This is a genomic window from Streptomyces sp. NPDC015125, assembly GCF_043080045.1.
Lineage (GTDB): Bacteria > Actinomycetota > Actinomycetes > Streptomycetales > Streptomycetaceae > Streptomyces.
The window spans coordinates 959,997-975,802 of the sequence record NZ_JBIBVF010000002.1 but is presented as its reverse complement, the minus strand read 5'-3'; the positions used below and the strand labels follow the sequence as shown (position 1 = coordinate 975,802).

Here is a 15,806-nt window from a genome sequence, read left to right as displayed (position 1 = left end):
GCCGGTCAGTCGCCTTCCGTCCGCCCGGGCTTGCTCGCGAACACCCACCGGTTGCCCGCCAGCGCGTCGTTCGGCTCGGGCAGCGGACCGCGTCCGTGCCGGCGGGTGAAGTCGAAGGGCGTGTGGACCGATGTGGACCAGCCCTTGCCCGCCAGTTGACCTGCGGAGTCGGGCCGTGGCTCGGTGTCGAACAGGTTGAGCAGGTCGATGCCGATCTGCTGTGTCGTCGAGGTGTAGAGCGGGCTGTCGCGGTACTCCAGCAAGTCCTTGTCGAGCTTGACCTCGAACGCCAGGGCACTTCCCCCCGCGCTCAACCGGTCCACCGTGTCGATCAGGTACGTCTCGGCGGCGTTGGGCAGGTAGAACAGCAACCCCTCGGCCAGCCAGACGCTCGGTGCGGCCGTGTCGAAGCCGGCGTCGGTCAGTGCCCCGACCCAGTCGGCGCGCAGATCGACCGGGATCGGTACGCGCGCCGCCTTCGGGGTGGCCGACAGTCCGCCGAGCACCTTGTGCTTGAACGCCAGCACGCCTTCCCTGTCGATCTCGAAGATCACGCAGCCGGGCGGCCAGTCGAGCCGGAAGGCCCGCGCATCCAACCCCGCGCCGAGCAGGACCACTTGGCGGGCGCCCGTGTGCACCGACCGGAGAAGGAAGTCGTCGAGGACCCTCGTCCGTAGACCGAAGTAGCGCGCGAATCGCCCCCACAGCGGGTTCGCGTCCCCGTCCGGTACCTGTGGCATGCGGACCGGCCAGCCCGCGGACGCCGGTGCGGCGAGCACGAAGTGCTCTGCGTAGACGTCCCGTGCCAGGCTGTCGTGGCGGTGGGTCTCGATCGCCCGTGCCGCGGCGACCAGGAGAGCGGTCAGGCCGACACCCCCGTGCACGTCTTCCACATCGGTGTTCCGAGGCGCTGTGCCGACCATGTGTTCTCCCTTGGTGCGAGTCGAGACCACGAACAGCGAGGAGTACGGACGTTGGATCCGCGGTGACTGCACGACGCACGACGCCACAGCTCAGCTCTGAGCGCCCGTTCCCCGGGGTGTGGTCGAGGGCGCGCGGCCCTGCGGCCGTCCGGTTCATCAGTCCGGTCGGCCCGGCGTGGGTCAGTGCCCCGCGCGGGCCGGCCGCGGCGGTGCGGCGTCCGTGGCCGGCTGCCGGATGGCGGTCGAGGAGCAGCGTCGAGCGGAGCGGCAGCCGCGTTGCACGCCTCGCTCATCGGCCCTTCCCCTCCGGAACCAGGACGGGTTTGACCACGCGGCCCGCGTCGCAGTCGCGTTCGGCCGTGTTGATGTCGGCGAGCGGGTACGTGCGGATCAGCTGGTCGAACGGGAACCGCCCGGCCTGCCACAGCCCGATCAGCCGCGGAATCAGCAGTGCCGGCACCGCGTCCCCCTCGCAGAGGTGGGAGATCCTCCGGCCGCGGTCCAGTGCCCCCGGTTCGAGCGGCAGCGTGGTGTGGAGCCGTGCCACCAGGCCGAGGTGGCCGGTGGGGCGCAGGGCCCGGAGTGCGTCGTTGATCAGCTGAGCGGAGCCGGTGGTGTCCAGCGCGTACTGCGCGCCGCCGTCGGTCAGTTGCCGAATGCGGTCGGGCAGGCCGGCCGATGCGGCATGCAGCGGGATCGCGCGGAGCCGCTCGGCGAGGGCCAGCCGTTCGGGGTGCCGGTCGACGGCCACCGTCACCGCCCCGGCGGCGGTGGCCGCCATCACCGCGGCCAGGCCCACCGCTCCCGCACCGAAGACCGCGAGGGTGTCGCCGGGGCCGGCGCCGAAGGAGTGGAAGACCGCTCCGGCGCCGGTGAGGAAGCCGCAGCCGAGCGGTCCGAGCAGTTCGATGGGCAGCGAGGGGTCGACCCGGACGGCGTTGCGGGCCGGGACCATCGCGTACTCGGCGAAGGAGGACTGGCCGAACCACCGCGGGGCCAGTGCGCCCCCGGCCGCGTCGGTGAACCGCGCCGCGTTCTCCTTGCGCCCTCCGAAGAGGTTGAGCGCGGCGAAGGAGTCACAGTAGGCCGGGGCCGCTCCCCTGCAGTTCCGGCAGTGTCCGCAGGAGTCGAAGCTCAGCACGACATGGTCGCCGACGCTCAGGCCGGTGTCCGGGCCGCCCGTATCCACCACGACCCCGGCCCCCTCGTGGCCGAGCACCGCCGGCAGCGGTGAGCGGCCCGCCGAACGCCGGACCGCGAGATCGGTCCGGCACATCCCGCAGCCCGCGATCTTGACCAGGACCTCGCCGTCGGCCGGCCCCGCGTTCAAGATCACCTCCTCGACGGCGAACCGGCTCTCGTACGAGCGCAGCACCGCCGCACCGAACCGCATCAACACGCCTCCTGAGGACGGTGCACGACGAACGGCCTGAGGTTCCCGTAGAGCCCCCACGGCCCGCCCGCGACGCCGACACCGCTCTGCTTGGTGCCCGTGAACGGCTGGGCGAGGGACAGTTCGGCATGGTGGTTGATCCACGCCGTGCCGCACTCCAGCCGGCCGGCCACCGCCTCGGCCCGGTCGAGGTCGGTCCCCCATACCGAGCCGCCCAGCCCGAAGCCGGTCCCGTTGGCCGCCTCGACGGCTTCGTCGAGGCTCCCGTACGGCAGCACCGGCAGGACCGGGCCGAACTGCTCCTGCGTCACCACCGGGCTGTCGGGCGGGACATCGGCCAGGATCGTCGGGGCGAAGAAGTAGCCCGGCCCCTCCAGCCGGTGACCACCGGCCACGGCTCGGGCACCGTCGGCCAGGGCCTGGGCCGTGTAGCGCTCCACCCGGGCCAGTTGGGGGGCGTTGTTGACCGGCCCCAGCTGCGAGCCCGGGTCGAGCCCGGCTCCGACGACGGTGGTCTTCGCGCGCTGCGCGAGGGCCTCGACCACATGGGAGTAGAGCCGGGCCGGGACGTAGACGCGCTTGACCGCCATGCAGACCTGCCCGCAGTTGCGGAACGCCGCCCAGAACAGCCGGTCCGCGATCCGCTCCACCTCCACGTCCTCCAGCAGGATGGCGGCATCGTTACCGCCCAGTTCCAGGGTGACCCGGGCGAGCGAGGCCGCCGCGCCCTCCGCGACGGCCCGCCCGGTGGGAATCGAACCGGTGAAGGTCACATGGCGGATCCCCGGATGGGACGCGAGGCGGGCGCCGAGGGGTTCGCGACCGGTGACGATCGTCAGGACGTCCTCGGGGAGAGCGGTGGCGATCACGGAGCCCAGCAGCCGGGTGGCGAGGGGAGTGAACGGGGAGGGCTTGAGCACCATCGTGTTGCCTGCGGCGAGCGCGGGCGCGAACTTCGCCGACGCGAGCTGGAGGGGAAAGTTCCACGGCACGATCGCGGCGACGGGCCCGAGCGACCGCCAGCGGACCTCGCTGTGTACCGGCCGACCGTCCGTGATCGGCTGGGGACCGGGGTCCAGGTCGGCGAAGTAGCGCAGGCGGGCCGCCACGCGGGCGATCTCCGCGTACGACTCGGCCAGGGGTTTGCCCTGTTCACGGGTGAGCAGCGGAGCGAGGTCCGTCCCGGCCGCCTCCACGGCATCGGCTGCCGCGCGCAACGCGGTGGCGCGGGCGACGGGGTCGGCCCGCCAGTCGCGCCAGGCCTCGTGGGCCCGGCCGACGACGGCGTCCAACTCGTCCGGCTGCTGGTCGGGAGCCTCGTCGAAGGCCTCGCCCGTGGCCGGATCGAGGACGGCGAAACGCTCGCCGAGGGTCCGAGGCGGGCGACGGGACGGACGCGTCGGCATGCCGGCGGTCAGCTCGCGGCAACGGCGGCGGCTGCGCATTCCCGGGCCTGCCGGTCCATCTCCGCCCGGAAGGCGGCCACCAACTGCGGCTGAATCCTTCCGGTGTTGCGGTCGCCCCCCTCGCAGACCGCCCCGCGCACCCCCACGATGTCCGTGCCGATGCGGGTCAGCGCGCCGAGGTCTCCCACCTTGACGCTGCCCGCGAGGGCGGCGAGCAGATCAGCCTCGTGGGCCAGCCGGACGAACTCCGCACAGACGTCGGGCGGAACGTGGTCGAACAGCCGTGTCCCGTCCTTGACCGCAGTGTCGAGCATGGCCGCATCGGCGCCGGAGCGGCGGGCGATGTCGGGCAGCGCGAGCGGGTTGACGCAGCCGATCCGGTGGGCGTCGGCGTAGCCCGAGGCGACGACGAACGCGTCCGGCCGATGGTCCTTCACTGCCCGGACGACCCCTCGCATGACCTCGATGCCCTGCTCGGGCGTGGTGCACCCGTAGAGGCCGACCTTGATATAGGTGGCTCCGGAGACAGCGGCACCGAGCGCCGCCTGGGCCACCGTGCCGGGCTTGAACGGTACGTCTCCCACGGTGGCGGACACCGGCTTGTCCGCCGGGACCGCGTCGCGGATCTCCCTGATGACCCAGGGGAAGTTCGCGCCGAGCGAGCCCTCGTCGGGCTTCTTGACATCGACGATGTCGAGGTGCTCCGCCGCCTTCGCGCAGTCGAGGGCCTCCTCGACGCCGTCCGGGGAGATGAGAAGCAACAACGTGGATTCCCTTCCACTGCATGTCCCCCGCTACATCTCCACCTGTCAACGGGCAGGTGTGCGGAGGCGCCTGGATCACGTGCGGTCTGCTCATCATTGCTGCGGCCCGTGGCGATCGGCAGGGCGCGCGGAGTCCGAACGGGTCATTGCCATGAGGTGCCCACGCCCCCAGCACGCCGTCTACGCCGCTTCGAACCGGCCGCGCACAGGTGCGCCCGTTGGCACACGGCCGGCGGGACGCGCTCTCCGGCAGCACGGTTTCGTCCGCGCTCCGCCCCTCTCCCGCCTGCTGCGGCCTCACGCCCAGGGCGGCCTGCCGCCGGAGGCCCAGCGGGCGAGGCCGCGGCCGTCGATGAGGCGCAGCGCCGTGGGCAGCATGGCGTTGGTGCGCTCGGCGTCTGCGGTGAAGGCGCCGGTGGTGATGATGGCCGCGCCGACACAGTGGTGGATGTCCCGGTATGTGCCGTTGATCTTCATGACCTCTTCGGAGCCGACGCGGCCTTTCCAGCGCTTGCACTGGAGGAGGTAGCGGTCGCCGCTGTGGAGATGGACCAGGACGTCGAGGCCGCGGTCGTTCTTGCCGCCGGAGACGTCGGTCCCGCGGACGGCGGGGTCGCGGCGGGCGAGGTCTGCCATGGCGTGTTCGAACTCGGTGGAGCCCATGGCCTGGTAGGCGGCGATGGTGTGGGTGAAGTCCCGGTGCGGACCGGTTCCCGCTGCGCCGGCCGGGCCCGCGGGGAGGCGGAGCCTGCCGGTGCGGGCGAGGTGGACGGTCAGGGCCGCGGCGGCCGCGAGGACGATGACGAGGGTGCTGGTGACGGGGTAGGCGCTCACGGCCGCGAGGGCGAAGGCCCCGATGAGGAGAAGCGCGAAGGCTTTGGCTTCGTGTGCACGGCGCCGGGCGGCTCGGCCACGGGGCCGGCGCTTCGACCGGGTCGGGCGCTTCGGCCGGGTCGGGCGCTTCGGTCGGGTCGGGCGCCGGGCGCCGGGTGACCCCCGCGGGCAGCGGGACGGTCCCGGTCACCGTCACCACACCCGGCGGCAGCGCCCGCGTCGGGTACTTCTTCTACCTGTACTGGTGCCCAGCATTTCGCGGCTCATCCCCTCCGCCGGCCCGGTCGGCGGGGGCAATGTGGTGGAGCTGGTGGGCGCCAACCTGAGCACCGCGGTGCTGGTGCACTTCGGTAACGCGCTCGCCTTCCCCACCGCGGTCTCCGAGGGGCAGCTGCTGGTGTCCGCCCCCCGTCGCGGGGGCCGGTACCGTCCCGGTCTACGTCACCACCATCGGCGGAGTGAGCAACCCACTGCGCTACACCTGTGCCGCGGCGCCGTCGGTGAGCGGTGTCAGCCCGGCCACCGGGCCGATCGCGGGTGGTACCACCCCGGTCGTGAGCGGCACCGGACTCGGCCAGGTCACCGCCGTCACCGTCGGCGGTCTGCCCACGGTGTCCTTCCGCACGTACTCCGACACCCTGCTGCTGGTGGTGACGCCCCCGGGGACCGCCGGGTCCGGCCGACCTCGTCATCACCACCCCGGGCGGCAGCGTGACCGTGTCCGGCGGCTTCGGCTACCAGGCGCCCACGGAGACGGCCGTGAGCTCCGCGCCCGCCCCCTCCGTCGTGAGGGAAGCGGTCACCTCCACCGCCGTGGTGACTGGATTCCGCCCACCACCGGCACCCCGGCCGGCACCGTCACCTTCGACTTCGGGGACGGCTCGGCGCCCGTTGCCGGCGGCCCTCACCGGCGGCACGGCGTCGGTCGGCCACGTCTACACCGCTGCGTCCGTGGCCCCCTACGAGGTCACCGTCTCCTACGGCGGCGATGTCTTGTTCACCCCGTCCAGCGGGACGGACACCCAGGTGGTCGAGGCGGCCTCGACCACCACCACCGTGCTGTCCTCCCCCGACCCCTCGGTGGCCGGGCAGGCCGTCACCCTCGTCGCGCGGGTCGCCCCCGTACCGCCGGGGGACGGGCGCCGACCGGCACGGTGACGTTCGACTTCGGCGGCGGCACGGCGCCGGCCACCGTCCCCCTCACCGACGGGGCCGCCGCCACCTCGCACACCTACACCCGCACCTCCGGCAGTCCGTACCCCCTCACGGGCACCTACAACGGGGACTCCAACTTCACCGCCTCCACCGGCAGCGACACCCAGACCCTCAGCAAGAGCAAGAGCATGACCACGGTGACCTCGACCCCGGATCCCTCCGCTTCCGGCCAGTCGGTCACCGTCAGGGCGACGGTGTCCGCCGCGTCCGGCACGCCCACCGGCAACGTCACCTTCACCTTCGGCGACGGGACCGGCTCCGCCACCGCACCGGTGTCGGGCGGGGTCGCGACCGTCACCCACGCCTACACCGGCACCACGGGCAGTCCGTTCACCCTCTCGGCCGCCTACGGCGGGAACGACAGCTTCACGGCGTCGAGCGGCACCGACACCCAGATGGTCAACAAAGCGGCCACCTCCACGGTCGTGCTGTCCACGCCGAACCCCTCGACAACGGGTGACCACGTGACCGTCACCGCGACGGTCACCACGGTGGCCCCCGGAACGGGCACCCCCACCGGTTCCATCACCCTCGCCATCGCCGGGCGCACCCCCCAGACCGTGCCCCTGGTCGACGGCCGGGCCAGCGCGGTGTTCAACCCCCTGCCGAAGGGAACCCACCTCGTCACCGGCAACTACAACGGCGAGGTGAGCTACGCACCGTCCAGCGGGACCACCATCCAGGTGGTCACCAACTGAGGCGCCGCCGCAGAGGCCCGTCGGCCACGTGGTACCTGGCACCCGGCCGACGGGCCCCACCTGCGGCACCGGGGCCCTCGGAACCCGCGTCACCGGCCTCGCGGACGGGCACTCGCTCCCCCTCGCTGTGACGCGTCTCATGCAGGGACCTCCCGGGCGGCCGACGGGCTGCGGGCGGGGAGTGAACAGGCCGTGGGGCCGGACCCGTTGGACCTGGGCGCGTGGTCTGGCGGGGCCGGTCCGCAGGGTGTTCCCGCAGCGCAGCGGCGTTCCCGTCATCGGGCCGGAAATAGGGTGGTCGGCAGCAGAGGACAGCGGCCCCTCGACAGTGCGGGGGCGTGCGCGATACCAGGACGGACGACACTTCCCATGGATATGAGCGCCGGCGAGCGCAAGGGGCTCAGCCTCTTCGCCCTCATCATGATCGGCATCGGCTCGATCTTCGGCTCCGGATGGCTCTTCGGAGCCGGCGCAGCCGCCCAGGTGGCGGGCCCCGCGGCGCTGGTCGCGTGGGTGATCGGCGTCGTCTTCATCGGCATGATCGCGATGTCGTACGCGGAGATCGGCTCGGTCTACCCGATCCCCGGCGGCATGGCCCGCTACGGGCACCTCTCGCACGGCCCGGTCCTGGGCTTCCTCACCGGCTGGGCGGTGTGGATCGCGACCGCCTCGCTGGTCCCGATCGAGTCGATCGCGGCCACCCAGTACATGACGTCCTGGAGCTTCGACTGGGCGAGGGGCCTGGTCGATCCGGGCACCCACCAGCTGACCCTCTCCGGCACGGCGGTGGCGCTGGTCCTGACCCTCGCGCTCTGGCTGACCTGTTTCTGGTCGGTCCAGCTGCTGGCCCGCGCCAACACCGTGCTCACGCTGGTCAAGTTCGCCATCCCGGTGCTGGCGGTACTCGCCCTGGTCGGGTCCGGCTTCCACACCTCGAACTTCACCGCCCACGGCGGCTTCGCCCCGTACGGCTGGCCGGCCGTGCTCACCGCCGTCACCACCTGCGGCGTGGTCTTCGCCTTCAACGGGTTCCAGGCCGTGGTCAACCTCGGCGGAGCCGCCAAGAACCCGGGCCGGGCCATCCCGCTCGCCCTGGCCGGCGCGCTCGCCCTGGGCCTGGTGATCTATCTGGCGCTGCAGGTCTCGTACCTCGGCGCGGTGCCGCCGGAGCTGCTGGAGCGGTCCGGCGGCTGGCAGGGCGTGAATCTCAACTCGCCGTTCGCCGACCTGGCGGGGCTGCTGATGCTGCACTGGGTGGTCACCATGCTGCAGTTCGGCGCGTTCATCTCGCCGGCCGGGTCCAACATCGCCAATGTCGCCTCGGCCGCGTACATGGTCACCAACCTCGCCGAGACCGGGTTCTTCCCCCGGAAGCTGGCGGCCGTACACCCCCGCTATGGCACCGCCCGCCCCGCAATGTGGCTCAACCTCGGCTTCTCCGTCGTGCTGCTGCTCACCATCGGCCGCAGCTGGCAGGCGCTGGCCGGGGTGGTGTCCGCGGCCATGGTCATCTCGTATCTGATCGGCCCGGTCGCGGTGGGGGTGCTGCGGCGGACCCGCCCGGACCTGCCCCGTCCCTTCCGGCTGCCGGCCGCCGGGGTGCTGTGCCCGGTCACCTTCGCCTTCGCCGCCTGCGCGCTGTACTGGTCGAAGTGGCCGGAGACCGGCAAGATCACCCTGCTGACGCTGGTGTCCGCACCGGTGGCGGCGCTGGTGCTGTGGCGCCGGGGCGAGATCGGGAGGGACCGCGAAGCGTCCGGCAAGGGCGGGCGAGGCGCGAGCCTGCTGCGGCAATTCGCTCCGGCCTGGTGGATGATCACCTTCCTGGTGTGGACGGCCACGGTGTCCGCGCTGGGCGGCCAGGAGTTCGGCGGCCGGGGCATCCTGCCCGGCGTGCTGGGCACCGCCCTGATCGCGGTCACCGCTCCGGTCTTCTACTTCTGGGCGGTGCGCTCCGGGGTCAGGGCCCACGAACGGGGCCTGACCGGCGCTCCGTCCGCCGCCGAAGCCACCCCGCACCCCACCGGCGCCCCCGACGACGCACGCCCGAAGGCCTCCGTCTGAGGGCGTCCGTCTGAGGGCCTCCGTCCGGGGAACCTCGAAACGTGCACGAGCCATTGGCCGCGGATTCCTGAAACGCCGGGCCGACCGGGTACATCATTTACCCGGAGGCCCGAGGGGGGCTGCGCAGAAGATGGGAGCGGCACGTGACACGCATACTGGTCATCGGCGGCGGGATCGCCGGTACGGCGACCGCACTGGCGCTGCACAAGGCAGGGTTCGACGTCGCCGTGCACGAGGCGCATCCCGACACCGCCGAGGACATCGGGGCGTTTCTGACCTTGGCGAGCAACGGGATGCGCGCGCTGGCGCAGCTCGACGCCTCGGATGCGGTCACCGCGCTCGGCTTTCCACTGCGCTCGATGCGGGTGCTCGACGACCAGGGTGGTGAGGTGGCCCACGTGCCGCTCGGGGAGGCCGACGACGCGGCCCTGCGGTACCGGTGCCTGCGCCGTGGCGAGTTGACCGCTGCGTTGCAGGCCGAGGCCTTCCGCCGGGGAATCGAGCTGTCGCACGGGGCGCGGCTGGTGTCCGTCGAGAACGGCCCGAGCACGGTGACCGCGCGTTTTGCCGACGGCGGCGTCGCGACCGGTGATCTGCTCATCGGCGCCGATGGCCTGAACTCGACCATCCGGCGATCGATCGCGCCCGGCGCGGATCCCGTCTACGCGGGGCAGAGCGTCTTCTACGGCTACACGCACAGCGCGCCGGTGGCGGAGGAGACGGGGCACATCACGATGGTGCGGGGCAGTGCCGCCGCCTTCGGCTACGCGGTCTCGCCGGACGGAGAGACCTCCTGGTTCGCCCGCGTCGCCGGTCAAGCCCTCCCCGCCGATGAACTCGCACACCCCACGCCCTCCCGTTGGCGGGAGCAACTCGTCGAGCTGCTGGGCAAGGACGCCACCCCCGCCGCGAGCATCGTCGCGGCCTCCACCGACGGCATCATGGCCACCAACGCCACCGAGATCCCGCTCACCACCCCCTGGCGCTCCGGACGGACGCTGATCATCGGTGACGCCGCGCACGCGGCCTCACCGGCAACGGGGCAAGGAGCCTCGATGGCGTTGGAGGACGCCGTCATCCTCGCCAAGTCCCTGCGGGACACCCCCGACCCGGACAGCGCACTCTCCCTCTACGAGGCCTGCCGCCGCCCCCGCGTGGAGCACAACATCACCGCCAGCGGAGAGATCTCCCGCGGCACCCGCACCCCCTCGCGCACCGGCCGGGCACCCTCCCCCCAGCGCCCCGGCGACGACACCCTGGCCCGCCAACTGGACTGGGACCTCGATCTGAACGCCGCCTCCGGCAACACGGACTGAGCCGGGCATACGACCCCGGCCCGGCCCGTGCTCCGTACCGCAGGCCGGGAAAAGGCCCGTGCCGCCCGCCGCCGAAAGGAGGTGGCGGGCGGTGTGCTGTGCGGCCGACACCTCACGAGGGGCTCTTGTTGCCGCAGCTGTTGCCGCAGCGCTTGATCTTCTCCTCTTCGGTCGTCGGGCGGGGCGGCCGAGAAGCGGGCGCAGCAGGCCCTGGCTGTCAGTGTCCGGAAGAGACGACCGTGTCGAGGGTCTCGGCGAGTTCGACGGGTGTGGAGAGCATGGGCCAATGTCCGGTGGGCAGATGGAAGCGCCGCCACGGAGACTGGCTGAGGAAGGCCAGCTCCGGCATCCCGGCATCCAGCAGGGCCTGGGCATCGTGGCAGGCGACCACCACGTGGTCGACGTCGGGGGCGAGCTCACCAGGGCGGTTCAGCCGCTGTGCGAAGGTGCGAAAGGGCTGGGGCGTGGCCCGGGTGCGCATGAGGTCGAGCCGGCCCTCGTCGAGCCCTTCGAGGGAGCTGAGCGTGCCGAGAAGCTCGACCGGCGGCAAGGGCAGCTGCCATCCGTCTCCGTACTCGGCAACCTGCTGGTGCAGTTGGTTCACCACGTCTTCCGGCATGACGTCGAGCAGACACATGCCCTCGGCAAAGGGAGCGCTGTCGAGATAGACCAGCCGTTCCAGGCGCGTCCCGAGGCGGCCCGCAGCGGCGGTGACGGGTACCGACGCGTAGCTGTGCGCCACGAGGGTGACATCGCGCAGGTCCTGCTCCACCACGAACGCGGTGATGTCGTCGATGTGCGTGTCCAGGCCCACCTCCGGGGTGGCGAGGGCGGATCGTTCGCCCAGGCCGGTCAGCGTCACCGGCAGCGCCGGGTGGCCGCGCTCCCGCAGCGCCTGCGCGGTGTCCTCCCACGCCCAGGCTCCAAGCCAGGCACCAGGGACGAGTACGAAGGTAGCCATACGGTTTCTCCTTGGATTTAAGGGGTTGCGGCGAGAGTAGAGTCCATACAGGACAGTTTCCGCCCTGAAATGCCGAGTGATCCATGTCATACCCCTTGACGCGCGTACTGGCCCTGCTGGAACTCCTCCAGACACACCCAGGCCTGACCGGTGCACAGCTGGCGGACCGCCTGGGGACCGATGTGCGCACGGTGCGGCGCTACGCGGCACGCCTGCGCGAGCTGGGCATCCCGGTGGAATCCGACCGAGGCCGCTTCGGTGGCTACCGGCTGGCCCGCGGCTACCGGATGCCACCGCTGATGCTCACCAACGAAGAAGCCCTGGTGATCATGCTGGGCCTGCTCGCCGGGGACCGCCTGGGCATGAGCACCACCGCTCCAGCCGGCGCCGGCGCCCTCGCCAAGCTCGAACGGGTGCTCCCGGATCCGCTGCGTGCACCGCTGGCCGCCATGCGGGACACCTTGTCCTTCACCACCGACACCGTGCTCGCACAGGCCCCCGAAGCGGGCGTCCTGCTGACCCTGGCGCAGGCATGCCGCTCCGGTCACACCGTCGGCCTGCGCTACCGCTCCTGGCACCGGGAACACACGGAGCGCGATGTCGACCCGTACGGCGTGGTCTTCCACTCCGGGTGCTGGTACCTCGTCGGTCACGACCATCTCCGGGACGGCCTGCGTACTTTTCGCATCGACCGGATCGCCTCCGCCACACCCGGCGCAGCAACGTTCACCGCCCCCGACGACTTCGACCCGGTTACCCACCTCACCGCCTCCCTGGCCCGGACACCCGCACCATGGCGGGTCGAGGTACTGATCGAGGGCCCCATCGAGGACATCGCGCGCCGGCTGCCCCGCACGATCGCCACCCTCACCGCCACACCCACCGGCGTGCTGATGCGCGCGCAGGCCGCACGGCTGGACAGCGTGGCTCGCCTGCTCGCCTCCCTGGAATGGCCCTTCACCGTCCACAGCCCCGACCAACTGCGCCAATCGCTCAAAGACCTGGCCCAACAGCTCACGGCCGCCGCCGAACGACCATCCGGGGACACGGCAGAGTAGACATCGAATGATCGAACCCAGGGCGGCGCCGACCGGCGGGGCCCGGGGCGGAGCGTGCGGTGCCCGGCCGCAGCGCGACAGACCATCGCCGAGACGGGCTTTTCGTGATGGTGATGGTGATGGTGGTCGGGCAGCCGGTCCGGGTTCCTTCCGGGCAGATCCGCAGTGGTGTCCGCCCCAACGACTGGGCTCTATTCAGCGCGCGGAAGCGGTGGCAGCGGCAGCGGCAACCCCGGCAGGCCGTCGATGCTGGTCGCGATGTGCTCCTTCTTCTGGAAGTACACGCCGAGCGAGACATCGGACTCGCGGGCGAAGCGTGACGCGTGCAGCGGGCGGTCCTGGTCATAGGTCATGAACGGGACCGCGTACCCGCAGGTGTCGCGGATCTTCTCAGCGGTCACAACGATGATCGCGCGCAGGCCGTGCAGGGTCGGTTCGATGTCCGGGAAGTACTCCATCAGCTCCGCCCAACGCGCATCGTCGCGGAAGACCGGCTCTCCGCGGCCGTGCACGCGCACGATGTTGGGCGGACCGTCGAAGGCGTACCACATCAGGGTGATGCGGCCGTTCTCGCGCAGATGGGCGATCGTTTCGGCGTTGCTGCCGGCGAAATCGAGGTAGGCCACGGTGAGTTCGTCAAGCACGGCGAACGAGCCGTTCAAGCCCTTGGGTGAAAGGTTGACGGTGCCGCCGCCGTCCAGTGGCGCCGTCGCGGTGAAGAAGATGTGCTGCGCCTCGATGAAGGCACGCAGTCTGCCCGCTATCCGCTCGTAGCTCTTTCCCATGGGCCGATGATGGCAGGACGGAGATCTCTCCCGCGCGGCAGACGGCAGGGATCACGCGCCGAGGCGTCGACCACCGCCGGCACCGGGACAACGGATTCTGCGGAGGCTCCCAGGTCCGCGAACCCCCTTTCATGGGCCACGAGTTCACGGCAGACCGCCCCGTTGATCTGCACAGACAGGGCAACGGGGCTTCTTCACCTCCGCATTCGAGCAGCGGGAGAGCAGACGAAAGCGGGGGTCGTGAACGGTGCCGGATTCTTCAGTCGGGCAGTCCTCGAACGAACCCGGCGACCAGCGTCGCCACCGTTTCCGGAGTCTCCATGATCATGGGGTGGGTGGCGTCAATCCGGTCGACACTGACCGTCGACCGGGTGCGGGAGAGCGCGGCCAGTTCATCAAAGACCCCTCGTGCGAACCGGGCTCTGAATTCGCCGAACCACTCCATGCCAGGCGCAGGCGGTAGCCGTCGGCCGGCCTGTACCAGCAGCAGCGGGCAGTCGACCCCGTCCAGCCATGCGGTGACACCGAGCGCGCCGAGCCTGTGGAGTTCGTCGACGATCTCCAGCGCCTCCGCCCGTTCGGGCAGCGTCTGCCACGTACCGTCGGGCAACGGGCGTGCGGCCGCGCGGGCAGCGGCCTCCGCACGGTCCGCGGGAATCCCGAACCGGGCGCAGTTGAGGACCTGTTCCTCGATGTACTCGGGTGGCTCGATGCCCCCGGCCGACGCCAGCAGTCCCTCACTCACCCGTTCAGCGCCGGGGTACTCCCGTCCCCACCAGAAGCCATCGAGATTCACGGCGGCACGGGTACGGTCCGGGTGCGCCCGGGCGTACTCGACCGCGACCAGTCCGCCGAGGGAATGGCCCACCACTACGGCCTCCGGCACGCCATGCGCGTCGAGCGTGTCCGCGATGTGGCGCACCACGGCGGGGGTGGTCCAAGGGGAGATACCGGGAGAGCGGCCGTGCCCGGGAAGGTCGACGGCGAGGACGCGGTGCCCGGAGGTGAGCAGGGCGGCCGAGGCGTCCCAGTCGGTGAGCGACCGCGTGTAACCGTGCAGGAGAACCAGTTGAGGGCCATCGCCGCCGTAGTCATGAACGTGTAAGAGTGTCATTGGGCTTCAATGTAGAAGGCGCACAGCACTCCGAGCACCGGGTTAAGGGTCCTCGTCGGCCGCGAAGTGCGCACTCCGTGGTGCCACTTGAGCAAGGGCCCAGCCGATCGCCACTCCCGCCAGGCCGCGCCAGGCCGTGCCGGACCGAACCGCACCGGCCCGCGCGCGGCCACGAAGAAGGCCAAGGACGCGCTCCGCAGTGAGAAAGCCAAGCTCGGGAACGCCGCCGGGACCCGTTCGCCAATGGCCGGTTCGCCAGGTCCTGTTCCCCCTTCGCACACAGGGGCAGGGGTGGTGGGGGGCCGGAGACCTTATCCGGCCCCCGCTCTACTGTGAGTGGTCCAGCTGAACCAGCCGGACCAGCGGCACAAGACGTGGGAGTAGCCATGGCGGATGTGACAGACCGGAACTACACAGAGGTGACAGCACCGAACACCGCGCAGGGTGCGCGCGTCTCGCACCCCCGGTCCAGAGTGGGCGTGGTTGCTTCGTTCGACTTCGACCGGGACCGGGAGATCTGGCGCTGGGCGCCGGAGACGGCATCGCTGTTCATCGCGCGTACCGACCCTGTGACGTTCTCCGACAACCTCGAACTGGTCTCGTCCCTCAACCGCCCTCGGTGCGTGGACCGGCCCACCCGTGAGGTCTGCGCGATCGGCTCCCAGGTCGTCACCTACCTTTGCACGGCGTGCAGTTTTGTCGGGGGAGCCGCCGGCGAACGGGCACTTCGCAAGGCCATGCGCAGCGCAGGTGCCCCCCAGGCGCTGACCTCGGCCGGGTCGGTGGTGGCGGCCTTAGGTGCGTTGGAGGCACGGCGCATCGCCGTGGTGCATCCCTACGAGCCGCCGGTGGGCAGGCGGCTGCACGAGTACCTGACCGGCGAGGGACTGGAGGTGCTGTCCCTCACCGACCTCGGCCTGGGTTCCGTCCACGAGATCTACGAGGTGTCCTACGAGCAGGTGACCGCGGCGGTCCGGGCCGGCGTCCACCCGCAGGCCGATGCCGTGTTCATCAGCTGCACGGCGCTGCCGACCTACGACCTCATCGCCCCATTGGAGGAAGAGCTCGGCAAGCCCGTCGTCACGGTCAACCAGGCCACCATCTGGGCGGCCCTGCGCGCGGTGGGCGAGCGTGCCGTCGGGCCTCGCCAACAATTGCTGACCGTGTGACCCCGGGCCGCAGGGCCGCCCCGGTCCGATGCAGGCCGGCGGCCCTGCGCTGCCGGCTCCGAAGGCGACGCAGCCGCTCCACCTCTTCCTGCCCGGTCGGCCATGG

14 protein-coding genes and 2 pseudogenes are annotated in these 15,806 nt (G+C 71.4%); 8 read left to right on the top strand and 8 right to left on the bottom strand.

Features of this window, described 5'->3' with window-relative positions:
* Positions 1-5: 5 nt before the first annotated feature.
* From ACF088_RS09785 to ACF088_RS09765, 5 genes are all read right to left on the bottom strand, one after another.
* Entirely contained in the window at positions 6-923 is a 918-nt protein-coding gene (locus tag ACF088_RS09785) for a class I SAM-dependent methyltransferase (protein WP_392374905.1), read from the bottom strand.
* Positions 924-1,212: 289 nt separating this feature from the next.
* On the bottom strand, positions 1,213-2,316 hold the full coding sequence (locus ACF088_RS09780; RefSeq protein ID WP_392374903.1) for an NAD(P)-dependent alcohol dehydrogenase: 1,104 nt from the start codon (positions 2,314-2,316) through the stop codon (positions 1,213-1,215).
* Complete coding sequence (locus ACF088_RS09775; RefSeq protein WP_392374901.1) at positions 2,316-3,722, bottom strand: aldehyde dehydrogenase family protein; 1,407 nt, start codon at positions 3,720-3,722, stop codon at positions 2,316-2,318. Before ACF088_RS09775 ends, ACF088_RS09780 begins: the two co-directional genes overlap by 1 nt.
* An 8-nt stretch (positions 3,723-3,730) precedes the next feature.
* A complete protein-coding gene (locus ACF088_RS09770) occupies positions 3,731-4,486 on the bottom strand; it encodes a (5-formylfuran-3-yl)methyl phosphate synthase (protein ID WP_392374899.1) in 756 nt (251 codons plus the stop codon).
* Between the two features lie 297 nt (positions 4,487-4,783).
* Complete coding sequence (locus ACF088_RS09765; RefSeq protein WP_392374898.1) at positions 4,784-5,320, bottom strand: restriction endonuclease; 537 nt, start codon at positions 5,318-5,320, stop codon at positions 4,784-4,786.
* A 22-nt stretch (positions 5,321-5,342) separates the two neighbouring features.
* Here ACF088_RS09765 and ACF088_RS09760 point away from each other — a divergent pair.
* From ACF088_RS09760 to ACF088_RS09735, 6 genes and pseudogenes are all read left to right on the top strand, one after another.
* Positions 5,343-5,720, top strand: a pseudogene (locus tag ACF088_RS09760) (IPT/TIG domain-containing protein); the annotation flags it as partial.
* 154 nt (positions 5,721-5,874) lie between these two features.
* Positions 5,875-5,940, top strand: a pseudogene (locus tag ACF088_RS09755) (hypothetical protein); the annotation flags it as partial.
* Positions 5,941-6,079: 139 nt separating this feature from the next.
* Positions 6,080-6,478 (top strand): hypothetical protein, encoded by a 399-nt coding sequence (locus ACF088_RS09750; RefSeq protein ID WP_392375028.1) that lies wholly within the window; start codon positions 6,080-6,082, stop codon positions 6,476-6,478.
* The gene (locus tag ACF088_RS09745) at positions 6,475-7,233 is read left to right on the top strand and encodes an Ig-like domain repeat protein (protein ID WP_392375017.1); all 759 of its coding nucleotides are present in this window, start codon (positions 6,475-6,477) and stop codon (positions 7,231-7,233) included. Before ACF088_RS09750 ends, ACF088_RS09745 begins: the two co-directional genes overlap by 4 nt.
* 369 nt (positions 7,234-7,602) lie before the next feature.
* Positions 7,603-9,297: an APC family permease gene (locus tag ACF088_RS09740; protein WP_392374896.1), complete on the top strand. Its 1,695-nt coding sequence runs from the start codon at positions 7,603-7,605 to the stop codon at positions 9,295-9,297.
* Positions 9,298-9,440: 143 nt separating this feature from the next.
* Positions 9,441-10,613, top strand: a complete 1,173-nt coding sequence (locus ACF088_RS09735; protein WP_392374894.1) for an FAD-dependent oxidoreductase — start codon at positions 9,441-9,443, stop codon at positions 10,611-10,613.
* 217 nt (positions 10,614-10,830) lie between these two features.
* Here the strand turns inward: ACF088_RS09735 and ACF088_RS09730 are convergent, their stop codons facing one another.
* Positions 10,831-11,574, bottom strand: a complete 744-nt coding sequence (locus ACF088_RS09730; protein WP_392374892.1) for an alpha/beta fold hydrolase — start codon at positions 11,572-11,574, stop codon at positions 10,831-10,833.
* Positions 11,575-11,657: 83 nt separating this feature from the next.
* On the opposite strand from ACF088_RS09730, the gene ACF088_RS09725 reads away from it, so the two are divergent.
* The gene (locus ACF088_RS09725) at positions 11,658-12,632 is read left to right on the top strand and encodes a helix-turn-helix transcriptional regulator (protein ID WP_392374891.1); all 975 of its coding nucleotides are present in this window, start codon (positions 11,658-11,660) and stop codon (positions 12,630-12,632) included.
* Positions 12,633-12,823: 191 nt separating this feature from the next.
* Here the strand turns inward: ACF088_RS09725 and ACF088_RS09720 are convergent, their stop codons facing one another.
* Complete coding sequence (locus tag ACF088_RS09720; RefSeq protein WP_392374889.1) at positions 12,824-13,417, bottom strand: pyridoxamine 5'-phosphate oxidase family protein; 594 nt, start codon at positions 13,415-13,417, stop codon at positions 12,824-12,826.
* Between the two features lie 259 nt (positions 13,418-13,676).
* Positions 13,677-14,531 carry an alpha/beta fold hydrolase gene (locus tag ACF088_RS09715; protein ID WP_392374887.1) on the bottom strand — a complete coding sequence of 285 codons (855 nt, stop codon included), beginning with the start codon at positions 14,529-14,531 and terminating at the stop codon, positions 13,677-13,679.
* A gap of 386 nt (positions 14,532-14,917) precedes the next feature.
* On the opposite strand from ACF088_RS09715, the gene ACF088_RS09710 reads away from it, so the two are divergent.
* On the top strand, positions 14,918-15,700 hold the full coding sequence (locus tag ACF088_RS09710; RefSeq protein ID WP_392374886.1) for an Asp/Glu racemase: 783 nt from the start codon (positions 14,918-14,920) through the stop codon (positions 15,698-15,700).
* Positions 15,701-15,806 lie beyond the last annotated feature (106 nt).